The 23120-nt window shown below is 70.6% G+C and carries 18 protein-coding genes; 9 read left to right on the top strand and 9 right to left on the bottom strand.

Going from position 1 to position 23120, the window contains the following annotated elements:
* Nucleotides 1–2: 2 nt before the first annotated feature.
* From O7621_RS10365 to O7621_RS10355, 3 genes are read left to right on the top strand one after another with little or no spacing between them, the layout of a single operon-like run.
* Entirely contained in the window at nt 3–5831 is a 5829-nt protein-coding gene (locus O7621_RS10365) for a type I polyketide synthase (protein ID WP_282233763.1), read from the top strand.
* Between the two features lie 3 nt (nt 5832–5834).
* The gene (locus O7621_RS10360; RefSeq protein ID WP_281551612.1) at nt 5835–6320 is read left to right on the top strand and encodes an acyl-CoA thioesterase; all 486 of its coding nucleotides are present in this window, start codon (nt 5835–5837) and stop codon (nt 6318–6320) included.
* A gap of 2 nt (nt 6321–6322) precedes the next feature.
* A complete protein-coding gene (locus tag O7621_RS10355; protein ID WP_282233762.1) occupies nt 6323–6892 on the top strand; it encodes a flavin reductase family protein in 570 nt (189 codons plus the stop codon).
* 219 nt (nt 6893–7111) lie between these two features.
* On the opposite strand, the gene O7621_RS10350 is transcribed toward O7621_RS10355, so the two are convergent.
* Both O7621_RS10350 and O7621_RS10345 read right to left on the bottom strand, forming a co-directional pair.
* Nucleotides 7112–8482 (bottom strand): cytochrome P450, encoded by a 1371-nt coding sequence (locus tag O7621_RS10350; protein WP_282233761.1) that lies wholly within the window; start codon nt 8480–8482, stop codon nt 7112–7114.
* Entirely contained in the window at nt 8479–9465 is a 987-nt protein-coding gene (locus O7621_RS10345; RefSeq protein WP_282233760.1) for a DUF1702 family protein, read from the bottom strand. Before O7621_RS10345 ends, O7621_RS10350 begins: the two co-directional genes overlap by 4 nt.
* A gap of 327 nt (nt 9466–9792) precedes the next feature.
* Between O7621_RS10345 and O7621_RS10340 the strand changes: the two genes are divergently transcribed.
* The gene (locus tag O7621_RS10340; protein WP_282233759.1) at nt 9793–10863 is read left to right on the top strand and encodes an NAD-dependent epimerase/dehydratase family protein; all 1071 of its coding nucleotides are present in this window, start codon (nt 9793–9795) and stop codon (nt 10861–10863) included.
* Nucleotides 10864–10900: 37 nt separating this feature from the next.
* Complete coding sequence (locus tag O7621_RS10335; protein WP_282233758.1) at nt 10901–11692, top strand: maleylpyruvate isomerase family mycothiol-dependent enzyme; 792 nt, start codon at nt 10901–10903, stop codon at nt 11690–11692.
* A gap of 279 nt (nt 11693–11971) precedes the next feature.
* On the opposite strand, the gene O7621_RS10330 is transcribed toward O7621_RS10335, so the two are convergent.
* Nucleotides 11972–12751, bottom strand: a complete 780-nt coding sequence (locus O7621_RS10330) for a helix-turn-helix transcriptional regulator (RefSeq protein WP_281555704.1) — start codon at nt 12749–12751, stop codon at nt 11972–11974.
* A 450-nt stretch (nt 12752–13201) separates the two neighbouring features.
* The gene (locus O7621_RS10325) at nt 13202–14128 is read right to left on the bottom strand and encodes a carboxymuconolactone decarboxylase family protein (RefSeq protein WP_282233757.1); all 927 of its coding nucleotides are present in this window, start codon (nt 14126–14128) and stop codon (nt 13202–13204) included.
* A 444-nt stretch (nt 14129–14572) separates the two neighbouring features.
* Between O7621_RS10325 and O7621_RS10320 the strand changes: the two genes are divergently transcribed.
* Complete coding sequence (locus O7621_RS10320) at nt 14573–15172, top strand: carboxymuconolactone decarboxylase family protein (protein ID WP_278174080.1); 600 nt, start codon at nt 14573–14575, stop codon at nt 15170–15172.
* 25 nt (nt 15173–15197) lie between these two features.
* The gene (locus O7621_RS10315; RefSeq protein WP_281551620.1) at nt 15198–16073 is read left to right on the top strand and encodes an SDR family NAD(P)-dependent oxidoreductase; all 876 of its coding nucleotides are present in this window, start codon (nt 15198–15200) and stop codon (nt 16071–16073) included.
* Nucleotides 16074–16175: 102 nt separating this feature from the next.
* Here the strand turns inward: O7621_RS10315 and O7621_RS10310 are convergent, their stop codons facing one another.
* From O7621_RS10310 to O7621_RS10300, 3 genes are all read right to left on the bottom strand, one after another.
* The gene (locus O7621_RS10310) at nt 16176–16805 is read right to left on the bottom strand and encodes a copper resistance CopC family protein (protein WP_282233756.1); all 630 of its coding nucleotides are present in this window, start codon (nt 16803–16805) and stop codon (nt 16176–16178) included.
* The gene (locus tag O7621_RS10305; protein ID WP_282234537.1) at nt 16795–17349 is read right to left on the bottom strand and encodes a hypothetical protein; all 555 of its coding nucleotides are present in this window, start codon (nt 17347–17349) and stop codon (nt 16795–16797) included. The genes O7621_RS10310 and O7621_RS10305 overlap by 11 nt, the downstream gene beginning before the upstream one ends.
* Before the next feature lie 153 nt (nt 17350–17502).
* Complete coding sequence (locus O7621_RS10300) at nt 17503–18855, bottom strand: carotenoid oxygenase family protein (protein ID WP_282233755.1); 1353 nt, start codon at nt 18853–18855, stop codon at nt 17503–17505.
* Nucleotides 18856–18973: 118 nt separating this feature from the next.
* On the opposite strand from O7621_RS10300, the gene O7621_RS10295 reads away from it, so the two are divergent.
* Complete coding sequence (locus O7621_RS10295) at nt 18974–19702, top strand: TetR-like C-terminal domain-containing protein (protein WP_282233754.1); 729 nt, start codon at nt 18974–18976, stop codon at nt 19700–19702.
* A 137-nt stretch (nt 19703–19839) separates the two neighbouring features.
* Entirely contained in the window at nt 19840–21381 is a 1542-nt protein-coding gene (locus O7621_RS10290) for a GMC family oxidoreductase N-terminal domain-containing protein (protein WP_282233753.1), read from the top strand.
* A gap of 78 nt (nt 21382–21459) precedes the next feature.
* Here the strand turns inward: O7621_RS10290 and O7621_RS10285 are convergent, their stop codons facing one another.
* Both O7621_RS10285 and O7621_RS10280 read right to left on the bottom strand, forming a co-directional pair.
* Nucleotides 21460–22206: an SDR family oxidoreductase gene (locus O7621_RS10285; RefSeq protein ID WP_282233752.1), complete on the bottom strand. Its 747-nt coding sequence runs from the start codon at nt 22204–22206 to the stop codon at nt 21460–21462.
* Nucleotides 22207–22384: 178 nt separating this feature from the next.
* Nucleotides 22385–23083, bottom strand: a complete 699-nt coding sequence (locus tag O7621_RS10280) for a DUF899 domain-containing protein (RefSeq protein WP_282233751.1) — start codon at nt 23081–23083, stop codon at nt 22385–22387.
* Nucleotides 23084–23120 lie beyond the last annotated feature (37 nt).

Here is a 23120-nt window from a genome sequence, read left to right as displayed (position 1 = left end):
TGATGAGTGACCGTATCGCGGTGGTCGGGATCGCCTGCCGGTATCCCGACGCCGACTCCCCCAACCAACTGTGGGAGAACGTACTCACCGGCCGCCGGGCCTTCCGCCGGCTGCCGGACGAGCGGATGAACCACGAGGACTACTACTCCCCCGACCCGGCCGCGCCGGACCGGTTCTACTCGGCCAAGGCGGCGGTGCTGGAGGGGTTCGAGTTCGACCGGGTCAAGTACCGGATCGCCGGAAGCACGTTCCGGTCCACCGACATGACCCACTGGCTGGCCCTGGACACCGTCGCCCGGGCGCTGGCCGACGCCGGCTTCGCCGACGGTGAGGGCCTGCCGGCGGCCAGCACCGGCGTGGTCATCGGCAACACCCTGACCGGCGAGTTCAGCCGGGCGAATCTGCTGCGGCTGCGCTGGCCGTACGTGCGACGCACGGTCGGCGCGGCCCTGCGCGAGCAGGGCTGGGACGACACGGCGGTGACCGCCTTCCTGGACGATCTGGAGCCGCGCTACAAGGCACCGTTCCCACCGATCGACGAGGACACCCTCGCCGGTGGACTGGCCAACACCATCGCCGGGCGGATCTGCAACCACTTCGACTTCAAGGGCGGCGGGTACACCGTCGACGGTGCCTGCTCGTCGTCGCTGCTGTCGGTGGCCACCGCCTGCAACGCGCTGAGCAACGGCGAACTGGACGCGGCGGTCGCCGGCGGGGTGGACCTGAGCATCGACCCGTTCGAGGTGATCGGCTTCGCCAAGACCGGTGCGCTGGCCACCGCCGAGATGCGGGTGTACGACCGTAACTCCAACGGCTTCTGGCCCGGTGAGGGCTGCGGCATGCTGGTGCTGATGCGCGACGAGGACGCCATCGCCCGGGGCCTGCGTCGGCACGCGGTCATCGCCGGCTGGGGCTACTCCTCCGACGGCAAGGGCGGCATCACCCGGCCGGAGGCCAGCGGCCACCGGCTGGCCATCCGGCGGGCGTACCAGCGGGCCGGCTTCGGCATCGACACGGTCGCCTACCTGGAGGGGCACGGCACCGGGACCGCCGTCGGCGACGCCACCGAGCTGCGCGCGTTCACCGAGGCCCGCCGGGAGGCGGCGCCGGAGGCCGAGCCGGCCGCGATCAGTACGGTCAAGGGCAACTTCGGCCACACCAAGGCCGCCGCCGGGGTGGCCGGCCTGCTCAAGGCGATCCTGGCGGTCCGCCAGCAGGTGATCCCGCCGGCCACCGGGCACGTCGAGACCCACCCGGAACTCGACGTCGAGCAGCCCGCGCTACGGGTGCCGGACAGCGCCGAGCTGTGGCCGGCGGACAAGCCGATCCGGGCCGCGGTGTCGTCGATGGGCTTCGGCGGGATCAACGCCCACGTGGTGGTGGAGACCGCTGAGACCAGTCGGCGGACCCGGGTCGGCACCGCGACGACGGCGCTGGTGCGGTCCCGGCAGGACACCGAACTGCTGCTGTTCGACGCCCGGAGCCCACAGGAGCTCGGCGAACGGCTCGCCGGGCTGGCCCCGTGGGTTGCCCGGCTGTCCTACGCCGAGCTCGGCGACCTGGCCGCCGCACTGGCCGGGCAGCTGGCCGGCCAGCCGGTCCGGGCCGCGGTGGTCGCCGGCTCCCCGGAGCAGGCCGCCGCCCGGCTCAGCCGGCTGGCAGAGGCGGTCGCCGCCGGCGAACGTACGGTGATCGACGCCACCGACGGCGTGTTCCTCGGCGCCGCCGGCGGCAACCCGCGCATCGGGTACCTGTTCCCCGGGCAGGGTGCCGGCCGGCGGGCCGACGGTGGCGCACTGCGTCGCCGGTTCGCCGACGTCGACGCGCTGTACCGGGCCTACCAGCCGCCGGCCGGCACCGACCTGGTGGCCACGGCGGTCGCCCAGCCACGGATCGTCACCGGATCGGTCGCCGGTCTGCGGGTGCTGTCCATGGTGGGCATCGAGGCTACCGGTGCCGCCGGGCACAGCCTCGGTGAACTTACCGCGCTGCACTGGGCCGGGGCGATGGACGAGCCGACGCTGCTGGCCACGGCCGCCGCCCGGGGCCGGATCATGGCCGACGCCAGCGCCGGTGACGGCACCATGGCCAGCATCTCCGCGGCACCCGAGGTGGTGCAGCCGCTGCTGTCCGGTACGGCGGCGGTGATCGCCGGCTACAACAGTCCGCAGCAGACCGTGGTCTCCGGCCCGGTCGTCGCAGTCGAGCAGGTCGGTGCCCGAGCCGAACGGCAGGGCTTGTTCTGGACCCGGATCGCCGTGTCACACGCCTTCCACTCCGAGGCGGTCGCCCCGGCCGCGGTGGCGTTCGGTGAACACCTGGCCGGTCAGTCGTTCACCCCGCTGGCCAGGTCGATGGTCTCCACCGTCACCGGTGAGCCGCTGCCGGCCGACACCGACGTCGTCGACCTGCTGCGTCGGCAGGTGCTCGACCCGGTGCGGTTCACCCAGGCGGTGGGCCGGCTGGCCGAAACCAGTGACCTGCTGCTGGAGGTCGGCCCGGGCCGGATCCTGCGGGGCCTGGCGGGCGAAATCGCCCCGGACGTGCCGACGATCTCGCTGGAGACCGACAGCCTGTCGCTGTCCGGGCTGCTCAACGCCGTCGGGGCCGCGTACGCGCTGGGCGCTGCGATCGACCACGATGCGTTGTTTCAGGACCGGTTCACCCGGCCGCTGGAACCCGGTCGGCCGCTGCGCTTCCTCGCCAGCCCGGCCGAGTCGGCCCCGGCCGGCGACTTCGCCGTCGCCCGGCAGGCCGGAGCCCAGCCGACCGATCACGCCCCGGGATCCGCGAACGGCTCCCGGGACCAGGCGGCGGTGCGCTCCGGTGCGGACAGTCTCGAGGTGCTCCGTCGGCTCGCCGCCGAACGGGCCGAGCTGCCGCTGGAGGCGGTACGCCCGGACAGCCGGCCCCTCGACGAACTGCATCTGAGCTCAATCACCGTGGGCCAGATCGTCAACCAGGCGGCCCGCGAGCTCGACGTACCGGCGCCGACGCTGACCTCCAGCTACGCCACCGCGACGGTGGCCGAGATCGCGCAGATCCTCGACGACGCCGCCGGTGCCGCACCGGCCGACGACGACGCGGAGCCGGTCGTCGCCGGAGTGGCCCCCTGGGTCCGGGCATTCGCCGTGGACCTGGTGCCGACCGGGATCGCCCCGTTCGCCGGGTCGGGTGTCGACGGTGACTGGCAGGTCTTCACCGCCGGCCACAACCCGTTCGCCGAGCCGCTGGCGGCGGCGCTACGGACGGCCGGAGTGGGCGACGGGGTGCTGCTCTGTCTGCCCCGCGACGGTCAGCCGGAGCACGTCCCGGTGCTGCTGCGGGCCGCCCGCGCGGCGCTCTCCGCCGGTGGGCCGGTCCGGTTCGTCGCGGTCGGTGACCGGCGGTCCGCCGCCGGTCTGGCCAAGACGCTGCACCAGGAGCATCCGGAGATCGACACCACGGTGGTGCTGCTGCCGTTGCCGGAGTACCCGGCGGCCCGCGACGAGGGACTCGACGAGGTGGTGCGCCGGCTCGTCGCCGACGTCGGTGCGACGACCGGGTTCAGCGAGGTGCACTACGACGCCGCCGGTGAGCGGTACGAGCCGGTGCTGCGGCCGATCCAGCTGCCACCCAACGGCGGTGCCGGGATCGGCCCGGACGACGTACTGCTGGTCACCGGCGGCGGCAAGGGCATCACCGCCGAGTGCGCCTTGGCGCTGGGCCGGGACACCGGCACCGCCGTCGGTCTGCTCGGCCGCTCCGACCCGGCCGACGACGCCGAACTGGCCGCCAACCTGGACCGGTTGCGGGCCGCCGGTGTCCGGTTCCACTACGCCCGGGCCGACATCACCGCAGTGGACCAGGTGAAGGCGGCGGTGAACGCCGTCGAGCAGGCGCTCGGCCAGGTCACCGGGGTGCTGCACGGCGCCGGACGCAACGAACCGACACCGGTGGCCGCGCTCGACGAGGCCGCTTTCCGCCGTACCCTGGCTCCGAAGATCGACGGCCTGGACGCGGTGCTCGCCGCGACCGACCCGCAGGCGCTGCGGCTGCTGATCACCTTCGGCAGCATCATCGGCCGGGCCGGGCTGCGCGGCGAGGCGCACTACGCCACCGCCAACGACTGGATGACCGACCTGACCCGCAAGGTCGGCGAGGACCACCCGCACATCCGCTGCCTCGCCCTGGAGTGGTCGGTGTGGTCGGGTGCCGGGATGGGTGAACGGCTCGGGGTGCTGGAGTCGCTGACCCGCGACGGCATCTCCCCGATCCCGGTCGAGGACGGCATCGCGATCCTCAAGGAGGTGCTGGCCAGCCCGTCCGCGCCGCAGGCGATGGTGGTGATGAGCCGCTCCGACGGGCTGCCGACGGTCACCATGGAGCGGCGGGAGCTGCCGCTGCTGCGCTTCGTCGACCGGCCCCAGGTGCACTACCCGGGCGTCGAGCTCATCGTCGACGCCGACCTGACCGCCGACGACGACCTCTACCTGCCGGACCACCTGCTCGACGGGGACCTGCTGCTGCCGGCGGTGCTCGGCATGGAGGCGATGGCCCAGGCGGCGCGGGCGCTGACCGGGCGGATCGAGACGCCGGTGCTGGAGAACGTCGAACTGCTCCGGCCGATCGTGGTACCGCCGGACGGCAGCAACACCATCCGGATCGCGGTGCTCGCCGCGCCGGACGGCGCCGTCGACGCGGTGGTCCGCAGCAGCGACACCGGGTTCGCGGCCGACCACTTCCGGGCCAGGCTGCGCTACGACCTGCCGGCCCGACCCGAGGTACGGCCGGCTACCGCGGCCACCGAGCTGCTGCCCATCGACCCGGCCAGCGAGCTGTACGGGCCGGTGCTGTTCCAGGGGTCGCGGTTCCAGCGGCTGCAGGGCTATCTGGATCTGGCCGCCACCAGCTGCGTGGCGCGGGTGTCGAACCGGTCGGTGGCGCCATGGTTCGCCCGGTTCCGGCCGGGCGAGCTGGTGCTCGGCGACCCCGGCACCCGGGACACGGTGATGCACGCCCTGCAGTGCTGCGTACCGGACGCCACGCTGCTGCCGGGGGCGATCGAACGGCTGCACCTGGCCGACGCGAAGGTCGCCGCCACCCTGGACAGCGTCACCATCCACGCGTTGGAGCGATCCCGGGAGGGCGACACCTACCTGTACGACGTGGACGTCTGTGACCCGGACGGCAACCTCGTCGAGCGGTGGGTGGGGTTGCGGCTGCACGCCGTACGCAAACTGGACGGTTCCGGTCCGTGGCTCCCGGCACTGGTCGGTCCCTACCTGGAGCGACGGGTCGGCGCGTTCCTGCCCACCGACCTGCGGGTGGTGGTCCGCCCGGACGACCCGCAGGCGACCGAGGTGGCCGACCGGCGGGAGCAGACCCGCAAGGCGGTCAGCTGGGCGCTGGGCGGCGACGCGCAGGTGCGCTACCGGCCGGACGGCAAACCGGAGGTCACCGGAGGGCCGCAGATCTCAGCGTCGCACGGCGCCGGGGTGACCGTGGCGGTCACCGGACCGGCGGCGGTCGGCTGCGACGTCGAGGTGGCCGCCGGCCGCTCCGACGAGGAGTGGGCCGATCTGCTCGGCGCGGAGAACCTGGCGCTGGCCAGGCTGGTCGCCCGGGAACACGGCGAGGAGTTGTCGGTGTCGGCGACCCGGGTGTGGGGCGCCGTCGAGTGTCTGCGCAAGAACGGCCACGCGCGGGTCGACCTGGCCGCCGAACCGAACGCACCGGCCGGCTGGGTGGCGTTGCGATCCGGAACCACCCGGATCGCCACCTTCACCACCGCGCTGCAAGGCGTCGACGACCCGGTGGTCTTCGCGATGTCCGCCGACGGAGGCAGGTGAGTCATGGAGTCCTACTACGAGTACCGGCACCTGGTGGGTTTCGAGGAGACCAACCTGGTGGGCAACGTCTACTACGTCAACTATCTGCGCTGGCAGGGCCGGTGCCGGGAGATGTTCCTCCGGGACCGCGCGCCGGAGGTGCTGGCCGACATCCGCGACGATCTCAAGCTGTTCACCCTCAAGTGCGAGTGTGAGTTCTTCGCCGAGATCAGCGCCTTCGACGAGCTGTCGATCCGGATGCGGTTGGAGGACCTGACCCAGACCCAGATCGGCTTCGCGTTCGACTACGTCCGGCTGCGCGACGGCTTCGAGGAGCTGGTCGCCCGCGGCCGGCAGCGGATCGCGTGCATGCGCGGGCCGAACACCGACACCCGCCCGGCCCGGGTGCCGGATCCGCTGCGGATCGCGCTGTCGCACTACGCCGTCACCGGCGGCAACGGCAACGGCAACGGGCAGCGCCGGGTGCTCGAAGACGTCAGGGAGGGCTGACCGTGGCTACCGACAAGCAGACCGCGCCGGGCGTCATACCGGCTGGTACGGGCCGGGCGGCCGGTTCCAACGGTACGGGCCGGGATAACCACGCCGAGCTGCGCACCGTGATGGGCATGTTCGCCACCGGCGTCACCCTGGTGACGTCCGGGACCGACCTGCCGCACGGGATGACCGCGAACGCGTTCACCTCGGTGTCGCTGGAACCGGCGTTGGTCCTGGTGTGTGTCAAGCGCACCGCAGTGCTGCACGCGACGGTCCTGGCCCAGGGCGCCTTCGCGGTGTCGATCCTCGGCGCCGACCAGGAAGGACTGGCCCGCTACTTCGCCAGCTCGTCGCGGCCGCGTGACGAGCGGGAGTTCGAGACGGTCGACCACTGGGCGGGGCGGCACACCGGCGCCCCGATCATCTCCGGCAGCCTGGCCTGGGTGGAGTGCAAGCTGGCCGCCGTCTACGACGGCGGCGACCACTCCATCTTCCTCGGCTCGGTGCTGGGCACCGGCCGCGGTGACGGCCACGACGCGCTGCTGTTCCACGGTGGCCGGTTTGTCGAGGTCGCCGGCCGAGGCTGACCCGACCCGCCACCCCGACCGGGCGGTCCCGCGCAGAGCGGGACCGCCCGGTCCTTCGATGCGGCCCGGTCCTTCGATGCGGCCCGGTCCTTCGATGCGGCCCGGTCCTTCGTTGCGGCCCTGGTCCGCACCAAAGATCCGGTGCCCCGCCGCCGGCCGGACACGACGTAGCCGGCGCTCGCATCTGCGAGCGCCGGCTACGTCAGGTGGGCGGACCGGTCAGGCCTCGTGGACCCGCATCGGCAGGCCGCCCCGGACCCGCAGGGTCAGCATCGGTTCGGGGACCAGACGGTAACCGGGCTGCACCGACATCCGCAGCCGGCGCGCCACGCAGGCGATCACGAACACCGCCTCCATCAGCCCCAGGTTGTTACCGACGCAGAAGCGCGGACCAGCCCCGAATGGGATGTACGCGTACCGGGGCCGGTCGGTGCTGCGGTCGGGATCGAACCGGTCCGGGTCGAACCGGTCCGGATGCGCCCAGAACTCCGGATGCCGGTGCAGGGTGTACGGGCAGAGCACCAGGTCAGCGCCGGCCGGCACGTGGTAGCCGCCGACCACGTCGTCGCCCTGGGCGATCCGGGGCAGCAGCCAGACCGGTGGGTAGAGCCGCATCACCTCGTCGACGACCATCGCGGTGTACCGCAGCCGGTGCAGGTCCTCGTAGACCGGTGTCCGGTCGCCGAGCACCTCGACCGCTTCGGCGTGCACCCGCTCCCAGACGTCGTGGTGCCGGTCGAGCAGATGGAACGCCCAGGTCAGGGTACTGGCGGTGGTCTCGTGGCCGGCCAGCAGCAGGGTCACCAGCTCGTCGCGCATCCGCTGCCGGGCGACCTGCGGATCGGTCTCCTCGCTGGTCGATCCGATCAGCCGGGACACCACGTCGTCGCGTTCGGCGATGCCGCCGGCAGCCCGGCGCCGGGCGACCAGCTGGTCGACGACGTCCTGCAGCTCGGCGCGGGCCCGGCGAAACCGCCGCTGCCGGGGCAACGGCACCCAGGTCGGCACCGCGCCCAGCGACATCATCTCGAAGATGGCCTGGTCCTGGACGGCTTCGAACGCGTCGCCGATGCCGCCGAACTCACCCAGGTCGGTGTCAAGCAGGGTCCGGCCCAGCACCCCGAGGGTCAGATCGGTCATCTCGTGCCGGATGTCGACCGGTTCGTCGCGGCCGACCATGGTGTGCAGCCGGTCGGCCAGACCGACCGCCTCCTCGGCGATCGCGCCGGCCTGCCGGGCGATGCGCCGGGCCTGGAACACCGGCTGGATCGTCTTACGCTGTTTGCGCCACAGCTCACCCTCGCTGGTGAGCAGGCCATCGCCGAGGGTACGGCGGGCGTGGACCAGCCCGATCCCCTTGTGGTAGTTGCCCGGGTTCTCGGCGAGCACGTGCTTGGCGTGGTCGGGGTGGTTGAAAAAGTACAGGGTCTTCGGCCCCAGCGGCAGCCGGACGGCGTCGCCGTAGCGGGCCGACACCGACCGCATCACATCCAGCCGGTTGCGGGCCATCCGGGCCAGCAGGGCCGGTGCCGACCAGGGTGACGGCCCGGGGGGACGCAGCCGGCTGGGCTGGTCGGCGAGCGCGGTCACGGCTGCGCTCCGACGTCGGCGCGGAACCGTGCGGCGATCGCACACCGCCAGATCTCGTACGCCGGCAGGTCGGGCTCCGCCGTGACGGGCGGGATCTCCTCGTCGGTGATCTTGGCCGCCTCGGCCGCGCCGGTGCGGCAGAACACCTCGGTGGCCAGCTCGGTATGCGGCGTCAGCAGCCCGGCGCGGATCCGGGCCTGGGCCGCGAACGCGCTGGCCTGGGCGACGAACGGGGCATGGTCACCGGAGCGGCGCAGGAAGAGGACGAGCTCCTCCTCGGTGGCGCCACCGGCGTACGTAGCGGCCAGGCCGGCACCGCTGTACAGGTCCTGGTGCCGGGCGACCGGGAACGCGTCGATCAGATCCGCGGCGCGCGCCGGGTCGGAGCCGGCGACGAACCAGATGGCCCGGCCGATGCCCTGGTCCACGACGCGGTCGGCGTACCACGTCGGGCCTTCCGCCGGCCAGGGGAAGCCGCGTACCGTCCGCCGGTTCACGACGTACTCGGCGGTGTGGAAGTACGCCTGGTGAAAGCCGTACCCGTCGAGCACCAGCCAGCGCAGCAACGGGTCGGTGGCGGCGGCGCTGGCCCGGCCCCAGAGGAACCGGGGCAGCCGGGCCATCGCCCAGCCGATGCCGACGTACGCCATGTAGACGTGCCGGTCGCCGGTCCCGGCGAGGAACTCGGCGCTGCGCCGGGGTTCTCCCGGGGTGATCGCGTCGACCAGGGCGAAGCCCATCGCCGCGCCCTCGTAGGCGAACCCCTGGAAGCGGGTCGGCAGCGGAGCGAGGTCGGCGTCGACGTCGGTGACCCGCCGGGCGCCGGCGGCCGAGGAGAGCCCGGCGAGGAACGCGGCACCGACGGATTCCAGGACCTCAACTGCTTCCGGCCCTTTGTCGTGGAAGCCGCGAACGGATACCCGGGTCTGCGAAATGTCAGGGGTCAGGACTCGTCGCCGGAGTCCTCGGATGATTCCGGTCACCTATCGCTCCCATTCATCCAGATCAGACAAGCATCATCATTGATCGTCCCGGCGTGACAGTGTGGCCGCCACTTCCCGATTGCCCTGTGACCTGCGGCTGAATAGCGCCAACAACGGCACTATGAGAGAAGACCACCGCCACTCGAAGGGGCACGATCGGATCGGACCGACACCAACGAAATTGTCGTACGACACACCGAGCGACGACCTGTACTGGCACTCCACGCCGGTACGGGAGATTTGTTTTGCTCAAGCGCCGCTATCGGCCCGGTCGGCGCACGATATCCGACCGTGGCGCATGGGTGGATTCCAGAAATGGAGGAGACGATGTTGGTCCTGGTGACCGGCGGGACCGGATTCGTCGGCTCGCACACGGTCGCGGCCACGCTGGCCGCCGGCCACCGGGTCCGGGTACTGGCCCGCGACGCCGCCGGGGTGGCCCGAGCGGTGGCACCGCTGGGAGTGCCCGACACTGCGGTCGACGTGGTTGTTGGTGACATCACCGACCCGGCTGCGGTCGACCGGGCGGTCCGGGGCACCGACGCGGTGGTGCACGCCGCATCGGTCTACTCGTTCGACAGCCGGCGGCACGCCGCGACCCGGCGGACCAACGAACGCGGCACCGAGCTGGTGCTGGCGGCGGCGCGTGACCTGGGGGTGGCCCGTACAGTGTACGTGTCCACAGTGGGTGCACTGCTGCCGGCAGGCGGTTCGCCGCTCGGCGCGCGCTCGCCGCTCGGCCCACGCTCGCCGGTCGGCACCGCCACCGAGACGTACCTGGCCAGCAAGGCGGCGGCGGAACGCATCGCCCGTCGGCACCAGGAGCAGGGCGCGCCGGTGGTGATCAGTTACCCGCCGGCGCTGCTCGGTCCGGACGACCCGAAGATCGGTGACCAGACCGCCCGACTGCGGTACGTGCTGCGCGGCATGATGCCGGTCTGGCCGACCGGCGGTTTCCCGGTCGGCGACGTCCGCGACACCGCCGCCCTGCACGCGGCGCTGCTCACCGCGCCGAGCGACGGCCTGGACCGGCACTTCGGGCCGGGACGGTACGTCAGCACACGCGACTACGTGGCCACCGTCCGCGCGGTGACCGGGCGACGGCTGCCGACGGTGTTCCTGCCGGCCCGGGCGATGTTGCCGTTCGCCCGGCTCACCGACCTGGTGCAGCGGGTCTGGCCGTGGCACATCCCGGCCGAGTACGGCGCCTGCTACGTCTGCGCCTGCGCGGCCCACCCGCCGCAGGACGCGCCGTTGATCGGACCGCCCGCCCGCCCGTTCGACCGGACGGTCGCCGACACGGTGCGTTGGCTGCACCGGATTGGGCGGCTCTCCGCCGGGCAGGCCGGGCGGGCGTCGACCGACCCGGCCGGACAGCCATTGCCCGACCGACAGTGATCCGCCGTGGCGACACGGCCGTACCAGGGAGGCAAGCATGTCCGTAAGCGACTCCGTCCGCGCCGAGTCGGATTCCTCGGGCGCCGGACCGGAACCCGCCGGACCGACCCCGGCCGGACCGGCTGCGGCCGGGTACCGGCAGGTCCGCCGGAACGTTGCCGAGCTACTCACCGCCGGTTCGCCGGACCTGGCCGCGGCCGTACCCGGCTGTCCGGACTGGAGCATCGCGGACCTGGCCAGCCACCTGGTCCAGGTCTGTGCCCGGGTGCATGAGCGGATCACCTCGGGTGAGGCAGCGGCGGAAGGCACCGGCGGCGGGCCGGCGGCCGGCATCCAGTTCTCGCTGCTGCCGGCGGACCGCGCGACCGCACCGCTGCCGGCCGGTGGGATCGGCGAGCTCCTCGACGACTGGACGCGGTTGAGCGGGCCGGTCGAGCAGTTCCTCGGCGAGCCGTTCTCCGTCCGGCGGGGCATCCTCGTGATGGACGCGTTCACCCATGAGCTGGATCTGCGTCAGGCGCTCGGGGTGGATCCGCCGGCACCGCAGCACCCGGCGCTGCCGATAGCGATGGGCATCCTGGCGAAAGGACTTTCGCTGTCGACCCGCAACCGCAGCCTGCCGGCGCTGCGGGTGGAGACCGACCTCGGCCAGTGGCCGATCGGCGAGGGTGCGCCGGCAGCCACCGTCGCCGGCTCCTGGCACGACGTCTACCAGGCGATGTCCGGCCGGTTGACGGAGGAACGGATCCGCGCGCTGCGCTGGAGCGCGGACCCGGCACCGTGGCTCGCGGCGTTCACCTGGGGACCGTTCGTCGTCCCCGTCCGCTGACGTCACCGCCCGACGTCGCTGGCCAAGGTCCCTGGCCGCTGACACCACCGCCAGGGCCGTTGCCTCGACAGGTGAACGCAGTGTCACCGCACCGGGTCGGGGGTACTCGTTGAGCTTGATGCCGCAGGTGCATTCTGATGCGCCTGCGGCATCCCGTCTTCAGAAGCGCCGGCGGAAGACGTCGCTGCGGATCCCTCGACCCCGCAGTCGGAAGCGCATGTATCGACGTCGCCCGGCCGGCAGCGTGCGCCACCGGCCGGGCGAGGGCAGACCCTCGGGTCACGATCGGATCGCGCCGACCACCCGGGTCCGACCGGCGACGCGCCGTTCGTCACGGCCGCGGGACCGACGGCTCCGGGAACCGGTCACGTGCCCGTCGAGCTCGGGCAGTGCGATCAGGATGGGCAGGTCGAAGACGCCGGTGGCGTGCAACTCCAGGTCGACGGTGAGATCGGTGCCGACCGTCACCGACAGCGGCTCGTGCGCGCCGACCGCGAGCGGACGTCGGGTCGACGGGCGGGCGGTGATGTCGTCCAGCGCGATCGCGGCTGCCCTCAGGTACCATTCGCCTTCCGGGACGTCGGTGAGCAGGTAGTCGCCGGACGCCTCGAGGATGTCGCAGGCGGCGGGCAGCCCCTGCACGATCGGGCTGTCGAACACTCCGACGTAGACCTTGACTGGGACGTCGATCGGCGGCAGCACGACCTTTCCGCTGATCGTGGCAGCTCGCCGGCTGCCGGCCGACCGGGGCTGGGACAGCTGTGGGATGCCGTGCTCGGCGAGCCACCGGTAGCGTGCCGGTGAGATGCCGACGCTGCGGGTGAACCGACTGATGAAGGTGCCCAGACTGTTGTAGCCGACGGCGTAGGCGATGTCGGTGACGCTCATGTCGGTCTCCAGCAGCAGGTGTTTCGCCTTGTACAGCCGGATCGCTGTCAGGAAGCGACCGGGCGACGTGCCCGTCTTGGACCGAAACAATCTAGAAAAGTAGAAACGACTCAGAAAGGCAGAATCGGCCATAGCGTCGAGTGAGAGCGGCTCGTGGTAGCGGTCCCACATGATGGCAATAGCCCGTTCGACGGCGTTAGGCACTGCGGATCAACTCCATTCGGCTGTAGACGACGAGGTCGCCTCTCGAACAGTGCGCTCGCGCGCTGGTCACCCACTACGGATTCCGGGAGCATCGACACAAACCTGTTGCCCCAGTTCAGACGCACCACCGTGCCGCCACCACCCTGACTGCGGGTGACGGCAGTGATGCACTGAGGGTAATCACCAACACGCTGCTTGGCTGCGCGACGGCTCACGGGAGGCAGGAAGTGTCGAACAACGCTCCACCATCTAGGCCCTGACCGGTCTGGATGACTTAAGACCCTACCATGAATCGAGGACAATAAGTGCGGCCAAATTTCGATGTTCTTGCTCTATCAATGGCCGAGCGTCGATCACCATCCGTAGCGGGTACCCGCATTACTGGGCGATGCCCTTTCTGTCCGAACGGAATGTCGCCTACCCCCGCATCGGGAGCAAATTGCCCACCCGGCGGGCCGCCGCCATCGCCGCCCATGAGGAGAGTTCGACCAACGTACGGTCGCTGGTGCCGACCTGTCGGCAGCGCTCGATGACGGCAGGGTCCACCTGGTAGGAGGCGAAGGCGACCAGCAGCGCCAACCGGGCCAAGGGCCGCTGGCCGGCGGGCAACGGAGCGATCAGCTCCTCGACCCAGACCCGGCTGATCCCGCGTGGCCCGCCGTGCCATCGGGCAAGGTTGTCCGACACCAGGGCGCGGATGTTCGCCGGCAGCGCGCGGGCGCCGGCGTCGTCGATCGCGGCGCAGGCCCGCGCGTACGCCTGGGCCACGGTGTCGTTGCCGGCCGCCCAGGACAGGTCGGCGGGCACATCGGCGGCGGGCAACAGCCCGAGGGCGGCACCGGGTAGGTGCGCCTGCCGGGCAGCCGCGGCCATCTGCCGACCGAGTATCCAAAGCACCGGCGGCAGCGTGAACTCCGGCACCCCGGGCGGTAGCGGTACGTCACGGAGGAACACGTTCACCATCCGGTTGAGGTAGTGCAACAGCACCGCCACACCGGTCAGGTCGGCGAACTGCTCGGCCGGAATCTGGGGATTGATCGGCTTGCCCGGATTATCCACCGACATCACCCACTCGACGACGACGTCCAGTTCCGGGTCATCCGTCGCGAGCTGGTCGCGCCGGCGCGGACCCAGCACGGTGAGCGCACTGTTGTGGATCATCGCGCAGTACGGGCAGGCGTTACCGGCCGAAACGGCGGTGGCCACCGCCTCCTTGGCCGCCCGGGACGCCAGCCCGGGCACGATCAACGTTTCGCGCAGCACCAACCACGCCGCGGCGAGCATCTCGGGCGCCGCAGCATGCAGGGCCACCGGCGGCGCGAGCACCCCGAAGTCGCCTTCCATCTGTCGGTACACCTGAGATACGAGACCACTCGCCCTTCCTCGCGGCACTGCGGAGACGTAGCGAATCTGAGTCAGCCCCAGGCCGCTCAGCACCGGACGCATCAGACTTCCCGGCATCATGACCTCATCCGTTCCAATTGATTGGTGACAGGCTATCGGTTGATACTGCCACGTAGCCAGAGCTATCGGAGATCCAGCTCCTCTTTCGCCGGTCTTCAAAATGGTTCCCCGACTAGGCAATCTGGGAGAGCACGGAGCCCTGCCACACGTGCCATCATGAGGCGACCAAAATGCCTGTCGACCGTTGCCACAGGCGCTGCCCTGCTCCGCCGTGCGCCACCGTCACGGCTGGCACGGCAGGTGTCGTCCCCGGTTCGGGTCTGGTGTGGAGAGTTGACGCACGGGCAGGCCCGGCACCCGCTCACCCACTGAGGAGAACACTCAATGGAAACGACGACAAAGCAGCCGGGAATCCGGGTCCCGCTGATTGACGAGGAGCACGCCGAAGGCCGCACCGCCGAACTCTACGAGCAGATCAAGGCGGTCACCGGGCTGCCGTTCGTGCCGGACATGTTCCGGCTCACCTCGACCAATCCCCGGCTGCTCGAGGTGGTTGTCGCTGGCTACGGGGGGATCTTCAAGGGCGACACCCTGCCCCGCGACCTCAAAGAGTTGATCTCGGCCTGGACGTCCAAGCTGAACGGCTGCCCATACTGTGTGGGCACGCACAGCTGGTTTCTCAGCGAGTTCGGCGGCAGCGAGGAACTGGTCGAGGCCGTCTCGACCGCCTCGACCGCGGAGGAGCTGCCGGTTGACGAGCGGACCCGGCCGCTGATGAAGCTGGTCGAGAAGGTCAGCACCGGCGCGTACAAGATCACCGACGCCGACTGGGAACGGGCCGCCGCCGCCGGTTGGAGCGACGCCGAGATGCTCGAGGCGGTCTTCTGCGCCAGCTTGTTCGCCTTCATCAACCGGCTGGTCGACGCGACCGGGTTGGGTACGTCGACCGACCGCAGCCGGATCGCCCGACAGGGCGACGAGTGACCTCCGGTCGGAAAGGAGTCCGGTCGTGACACGATCCCGCGCGATCCTGTTGACCGGTGCGTCGTCGGGCACCGGCATGTCATCCGGCTCGGGCAAGGCGGCCGCACTGCGCCTGCACCGGGCCGGCTGGCCGGTCTACGCCACCGGCCGCAACGTCGACGCGCTGGCCGATCTGGCCGCCGAGGGCATAACCGTGATGCATCTCGACGTCACCGACGAGGAGTCGATGGCCGCCGCGGTCAAACGGATCACCGATGAGCACGGCGCAGTCGGTACGTTGATCAACAACGCGGCGTACAGCCTCAACGGCACCATCGGGGAGACTCCGATGGACGAGGTGCGGGCCCAGTTCGAGACGAACGTCTTCGGTCTGTGCCGGCTCACCCAGATGGTCCTGCCCGGGATGCGGGAGCAGGGCGGTGGCCGGGTGGTGCTGATGTCGTCGATCTTCGGGCTGTTCGCGACGCCGGGTCGGGGCTACTACCAGGCCACCAAGCACGCGTTGGAGGCGATCGGCGACTCGCTGCGGCACGAGGTGGCCCGGTTCGACATCAAGGTGGTGCTGATCGAGCCGTCGCCGATCCTCGGCGGTTTCGTCCCGGACAGCGTCGCCGACCTCGGCATGCAGTCGCACGGCAACCCGGCGCTGTACAAGGACTTCTGGGACTACTTCGTGCAGTGGCACCAGGCGTACCGGCTCAGCGACAACCCGCCGCTGCGCGGCAAGATGGCGGTCCGCGCCGAGCATGTCGCCAAGGTCATCGAGACTGCGGTCACCCACCCCAACCCGCGCGTCCGGTACCGACTCGGGATACCCGCCCGGCTGCTGACCCGGATGCGGGCGACGATTGGTGACCGCAACTGGGACCGGTTCGTCCGCGCGTTCTTCCCTATCCCCTGACAATGGCCAACGACTGATCGGCGCCGGCGGGCGAACCCGCCGGCGCCGATCAGTCGGTCTGGCGCGGCGATGGACAGCGCGCTCTGCCTGCTGGCTGATTGGTCAGTCAGGATCGCGGTAGCGCAGTGACGTCGGCCGGCCGTCGCGCGGGCGCAGCCACAACAGCGCGATCACCACGAACAGCACCAGCCCGTCGATGACCAGCAGGGTCGCGCTGAATCCGTCGATCTCGTGCGCGTGCTCGGACACCGCGTCGGTACGGGCCTCGCGGGTCGCGGCGTCCAGCGCGGCCGGCGGCACGCCGGTGCCAACGCTGAACCGGTAGACGTCAGTCACGTCCGAACCATCGGGAAAGGTCACGTGGTACGCGACCGTGTAGTCACCGTCGGCACCGATCCGCACCGGCTGGTGCACCCGGTCCGGCGCGACCTGCCGGTAGTCGCCGTCGGTGACCTCGTCGCCGGCGCCGTCGAACACCTCGACGTGAGACAGTTCCGGCTGCACGGTGTCGGTGAAGGACAGGGTCACGCCGGTCGGCGCGACGCTGAGCGCCGCGTCGACCGGCGGGTCCGCCAGGAGCAGCCTGCCGTCGTCGGCACGGGCGCTGCCGGGAGTGGCCAGCAGCACCGCGGCGACCACGGCGACGACGCCGGCCACCGCAACGGCTGCCGCGACGACGCCGGCCAGCCCGAGAGCAGCGGCTGGTACGCCTGGGCGGGGATCAGGCCGCATGGGAGGCGAGCGGTCGGACTTCCGACCGGTGGCCGGCACAGCTGCAGCTCATCTGCTCCCGCTCCCGCTCGTTCGGGCGCAGGTGCAGGTACATCGCGATCACCATCGGGATGAAAACCACCGAGTTGTAGAACAGGTGCAGCTCGACCCGGGGCACGATCAACTGCACCACGCTGGTCACCACCGGCTGGCCGAAGAAGATGGTGCCGGTCTGCGCCTGAATCAGCAGCAGCAGATGTTCGATGTGGTGCCAGAACTGGATGGCCAGTGCGATGGTCCACCAGGTCCGGGCCCGTCCGGTGAACCCGGGGCGGAGCAGGAACAGGAAGACGAGCATCACGATGGCGTACCCGTAGTGCAGCCACTCGGAGCTGACCAGCCAGGGGAACCACTGGCCGAGCACGCCTCGGGCCTGCGGCCGGGGGCTGCCGAGCACCCAGATCTGGTACGCCTGGACCAGGTGTTCGGCCCAGTGCGCGAGGACGACGACGAGGAAACCGTTCAGGGCCAGCTTGTGGTGTGCGCCGTTGAGCCGGGTCACCAGGCCAGGGGAACTGGAGGAAGCGGGATGGGGGGCGGGATGGGCAGCGGAATGGGCCATTTTGCATACCTTCCGTGAGCCAGGCATGACATCCTGTCGCGAAGCTAGCTGGCAACATGACGTCGTGGATAGTGGAAATTGCCTAGTTGGGCATGTTCAGCCGGCGATCCAGTTGGCGTGGAAGCCGCTGGGCACCCGTACCGGCAGGTGCACCACGGCCACCGGCTCACCGGTGAAGTCGGCGGCGTCGAGCACCACCAGGCTGCTGCGGTCGACCCGGGCGTCGTACACATAGGTGAGCAGCCAGCCGTCATCCTCTGCGCCGACCGGGCCACGCGGCACGAAGACGGCCTCCCCCGCCTCCCGGTACGGCCCGAAGTCGTGCACCGCCACGTCCCGGCCGTCCAGATCGTGCCGCAGCAGCGCCGAGCCGCCCAGCGTGCCGGTACCGTCCTGCATCGCCACCGTGTACGCGTACCGGTAGGGGGTCGTCTTGCGCCGGTCGTCGATGCGCGGGAACTCCTGCGGAATGTCGTCGAGCTGTACGGCCGCGACGGACCCGCCGGTCAGGTCGAGGGTCCAGCGCCACAGCGCCGGGGCGCACTCACCGGGTGTCCGGCGGTCCCGGTCGAAGACCCGCTCGTGCCGTACGACGTCGATCACGCACCGGTCGGCGGTCTCATAAGCGTTCACCGGGTGAAAGACGTAGCACGGATCGACCTCGAACCAGCGCACGGCCGACCCAGCGGCGGCCCGGGGCAGCAGGCCGATCCGGGCCGGCCGACCAGCGGACCAGGCGTACGGGAACCGGGATCCGGCGTGGGCCAGAGCCGGGTCGAAGGCGACCGGCAGGTCGAACAGCACGGTGTGCCGGTCGGTCAGGGCCACCGAGTGCATCAGCGGAGTGCCGGCCACCTCGATGCGGGTGCTGTGCCGCACCCGGCCGTCCACGCCGACGACCAGGTGTTCGACGTAGGGCAGGTCGTGGTAGTAGGCGACGGCGAACAGCTCCCCGGTGACCGGGTCGGTCTCGGCGTGCGCGGTGAAGCCGTGCGGCAGGGTCGCGTCGAAGTCCATCCGGGCCACCGAGTCGAGCTCGCCGTCGAGCTCGATCGGCAGGACGCCGGCTTCGCCGAGCGCGAGGGTGCGGCCGGCGTGCCGGATCACGTTGGCGTTGGCGTTGTCGCTCAGCCCGTGCCGGGGGCCGGGGATGGGGAGTTCACCGCGGGTACGGGCGACGCTGTCGCTGCGTACCCACCGGTTGCGGTACCACAGCGCCCGGCCGTGCCGCAGTCGCACGCCGTGCACCATGCCGTCGCCGACCAGCGGGTGGGCCCGAGGGTCGGGCCGGGTCGGGTTGGGGCCGATCCGGACCAGGCAGCCGTCGAGCTCGGCGGGCAGCCGGCCGGTGACGACCAGGTCGGTGCCGGTCGTCTCGTGAGTGACCGGGCGCCGGTTGTCCCGGCGGACGGTCGCGGGGGTCAGGGGTGAGTGGGTGACGACGCTCATCGGGGCCTCCACCGGTCGTACGCGACCTGGACGGCATCGTTACGTACCTTCGTTACGTTTCGCGGTTACGTAACAACGTTATGTTTTGACAGTACGCCGGGCGTGAGATCATGTCAATGTGAGTCCGCGCCGGGTCGATCCGCAGCTGGCCGCCGCCCTGCTCGAAGCAGCCGCGCGGCTGCTGGCCGAGGGCGGCACGGCCGCGCTGACCACCCGCCGGCTGGCCGCCGAGGTCGGCACGTCGACCACCGTCGTCTACACCTACTACGGCGGAATGGACAACCTGGTCCGAGCGATGGTGCACGAGGGCTTCGCCCGGCTGCACCGGCGGATGGCGACCGTCCGGGCCACCAACGACGCCGTGGCCGACGTGATGGCGCTCGGGTACGCGTACCGCGCCAACGCCCTCGACCACCCCCAGCTCTACCTGGTCATGTTCGGCAGTTCGGCGCTCGGCGGGTTCGCTCTCGGCGAAGGTGACCGCCAGCACGGCCGGTACACCCTGGAGCCGCTGGTCGACGCCGTGTCCCGGGCCACCGAGCAGGGCCGGTTCCGGCCGGCCGATCCGCTGCTCGTCGGGCAGACCATGTGGATCGCGTTGCACGGTCTGGTCGCCCTCGAACTCGGCGGCTACCTGATCGACCCGTACGACGCCGACCTGTGCTTCGAGACCCAGTTGCGCTCGTTGATGGTGGGCGCCGGAGACAAACACGAAGCCACCATGATCTCGCTGGCCCGGGCCCGCCGACGCCGACCGCCACGGCCGGCGTCGGCGTCGGCACCTGCGTCGGCGTCGGCGAGCCAGAAAGACAGCGCCCTGAGCAATACCGGAGAAGTAACACCCTGAGCAACGGCGGAGAAGCACCGCGAATTGGCAAATGTGATGCTCATCGGGAGACGTGAAGGTCTTGTGATGGATGCGCATCCACTCCTGCGAGGAAACGCCCAGGATCGCCAACTCGACACTGCCGAAGGACGCCGCTGATGAACGAATTTGATTATCTGGTGGTCGGAGCCGGGTCCGCCGGAGCCGCACTCGCCGCCCGCCTGAGCGAGGACCCGCAGCGCAGGGTACTGCTGCTGGAGGCGGGTCCGGACTACGCCACCGTCGCCGAGACGCCGGACGAGATCCTCGACGGCAGCGCCATGTCGATGTCCACGTACGACTGGCACTTCAAGGCCGAAATCACCGACCGCCGGCGCATCATCTTCCCGCGCGGGAAACTGACCGGTGGATCGTCTGCGGTCGGCGCGACCATCGCCCTGCGTGGCACGCCGAACAACTTCGACGAATGGGCGTCGATGGGCAATCCGGCGTGGGCCTGGAACGAGGTCCTGCCGTACTACAAGCGACTCGAGAATGACCTGGACTTCGACAATGAGTACCACGGTCAGGGCGGTCCGATCCCGATCCGCCGGTGGCGGCCCGACGAGCTGGCCCCGGTGCAGCATGTCTTCCACGAAGCCGCTCTCAAGGCCGGCTTCCCCGACGTGGAGGACCACAACCACCCCGAGGCCACCGGGGTCGGTCCCATCCCGTCGAACCGCAACGACACCCGTACCCGGTTCTCCACCGCGATGGGCTACCTGGGCATGGCCCGCGGCCGGGCGAATCTGACCATCTACTCCGGCGCGCAGGTCAACCGGGTGCTGTTCACCGGGACCCGGGCGCACGGCGTGGAGGTCACCAACCCGGCCGGTGGCACCGAGGAGATCCATGCCCGCAACGTCGTGCTGGCCGCCGGAGCGGTCAACTCGCCGGCGATCCTGATGCGCTCGGGCATCGGTCCGGCCGGCGATCTGCGCCGGCTCGGCATCGACGTGCTCCTCGACCGTCCCGGGGTCGGCGGCACCCTGATCGACCACCCGCGCACCGGCGCGTTCATGGTGCCGAAGGAGGGCACGTTCGACCCGCAGGACGCCTTCCTGCAGACCATGGTGCGCACCACCGCACCGGGCTCGGACGAGTTCAACGACCTGCAGTACTACATGATCAATCACTTCGATCTGACGCTCTTCCCCGAGCTGCAGATGCTCGCCGCGGCGAAGACGATCTTCGGGGTGATGGTGGTGCACCAGCGGCCGCAGTCGAGGGGACGCCTGGTGCTCGCCTCGGCCGACCCGACGTCACCGCCGGACATCGACCTGAACTTCCTCGCCACCGAACAAGACATCAAGATCCTGGTCGACGCGGTCCGCACCTGCTGGCAGCTGATGCAGACCCCGGGCATCGTCGACCGCGGCGACCGGTTCGTCGTCCTGGGCGAGGAGATGGTCTCCGACGACGACATCCTCGGCCACTACGTCCGGCTCAGCCTGGACAGCGGCTACCACCCGGTCGGCACCACCCGGATGGGTACCGCCGACGACGCCGACGCGGTCGTCGACGAACGACTGCGGGTACACGGCACGGAGAACCTGTACGTGGGCGACGCCTCGGTCATGCCGTCGATCGTCAACTGCAACACCAACCTGACCTCGATCATGATCGGTGAACGGCTCGCCGACTGGCTGACGGCCTCCTGACCGCCGGCACCGACCGGGGTGACACGACATGCCCCGCGGGTAGCGCGCTACCCGCGGGGCATCACTGTCGGTACGGGGTCAGGACAGTTTCTTCAGCCCCGCCCCGGTGAGCTCGTAGCCCGGCGCGACCGCCGCGGCGTCCGCCCGGACCAGGTCCAGCAGCGCGGCACCGGCGATCTGCGGGGTCAACGGCGGCCCGATCCGGTTGACGAACTCCTCGGTCGACTTGCCGGCGCGGGCCGCGTACGCCCGCACGGCGGGCAGACCCACCCCGGTCATCGGCGCGAACCTCGGCAGCACGGTGGTGAAGGTGATGTCCAGGCCGGCTCGCTTCGCCTCATCCTGGGCGTAGCCGGTGATGTAGCGCTGAGCCGCCTTCGCGCCGGCGTAGCCGCCGCTGAGCGGCGATCCGCCGAGCACGGCACCGCTACTGATCACGATCACCCGGCTGCCCGGACGCAACGGCTTGAGCAGCACCTCGCGCAGCCAGTGGAAGGTGATCCGCACGTCGGTCTCCCAGTTGACCGAGAACGTCTCCCAGGTCTGCTCCTGCAGCGGGCGCATGTGCGGGGTGGCCCCGGCGACCAGGATCACGGCCTCCGGCTCGTACTGGTCGATCAGGGTGGCCGGGACGGTGGCTTCACCGGCGTCGGCGATCTCCGGCTGGATTGATCCGGCGCCGTTGGCCGGCACCGGGAAGTCCATCGCGGTACGGGCCACCGCGATCACCGGCGCACCGGCGTCGGCGAAGGCGGTGGCGACCCCGTGGCCCAGGCCCCGGCTCGCCCCGACCACGATCGTGGTCCGGCCAGACATGTCGCTCATGGTTCCTCCTGTGTCAGATGACGGGGTGGCTGCTGGATGGCTGCTCCGGCCCGACGTTGCACCGGCCGGTGGGTGGTGGCCGGTCCGACGCGGAACGGCCGGGACAGGCCTACGGCTCCGGCTTCTGGCGAATCCACGGATTCGCCAGAAGCCGGAGCCGTTTCGCCCGAATCAGGGGCTACTTCTGGAACCTGGTGCCGTTCCACCAGTTGGTGCCCGGCACCGCCGCGTTCTCCGCGTCGTACCGGTCCTTGTGACGCCACCAGTCCCACGGGTGCTCGAGCTCGTCCTCGCGCCGGCCGAGGTGGGTGATGTCCAGATAGTTGTAGAAGTTCTTGAAGATCTCACCACCCCGGTCGAAGATCGAGTAGGTGAAGTAGACGTCGTCGCCGTCGCGGTAGAAGGCGCTGACGCCGGGCGACTCGCCCTGCTCGGTGGAGACCTCGTAGTCGTAGTTGAAGTCGCTGCCGAACGACGAGTACCAGGGGATCTCCCAGCCCATCCGGGCCTTGAACGCCTGGAAGTCGGCCAGCGGAGCCCGCGAGATCATCACGAAGGTGGTGTCCCGGGCCCACATGTGCGACAGCTCGCCGACGCTGTCGGCCTGCATCGAGCAGCCGATGCATCCCTCCTTGTCGCCCGGGGCGTACATGAAGTGCCGCACGACGAGCTGGCGGCGCCCCTCGAACAGGTCGAGCAGCGTCAGCGTGCCGTTCGGCCCCTCGAAGAGGTACTCCTTCTCCACCTTGACCATCGGGAGATTGCGGCGCTCTTGCGCAATCATGTCCCGCGCCTTGGTGACTTCCTTCTCTTTCTCCAGCAGCGCTGTGCGTGCCGCCAGCCATTCTTCTCTGGAGACAACTTGCGGAGGGTTCATCAGATCTCCTCAGAACTTGGGCCGGAACCATCCATGG

The sequence above is a fragment of the Solwaraspora sp. WMMD937 genome (genome assembly GCF_029581175.1).
Classification (GTDB): domain Bacteria; phylum Actinomycetota; class Actinomycetes; order Mycobacteriales; family Micromonosporaceae; genus Micromonospora_E.
This window is presented reverse-complemented; position numbering and strand designations above follow the sequence as displayed.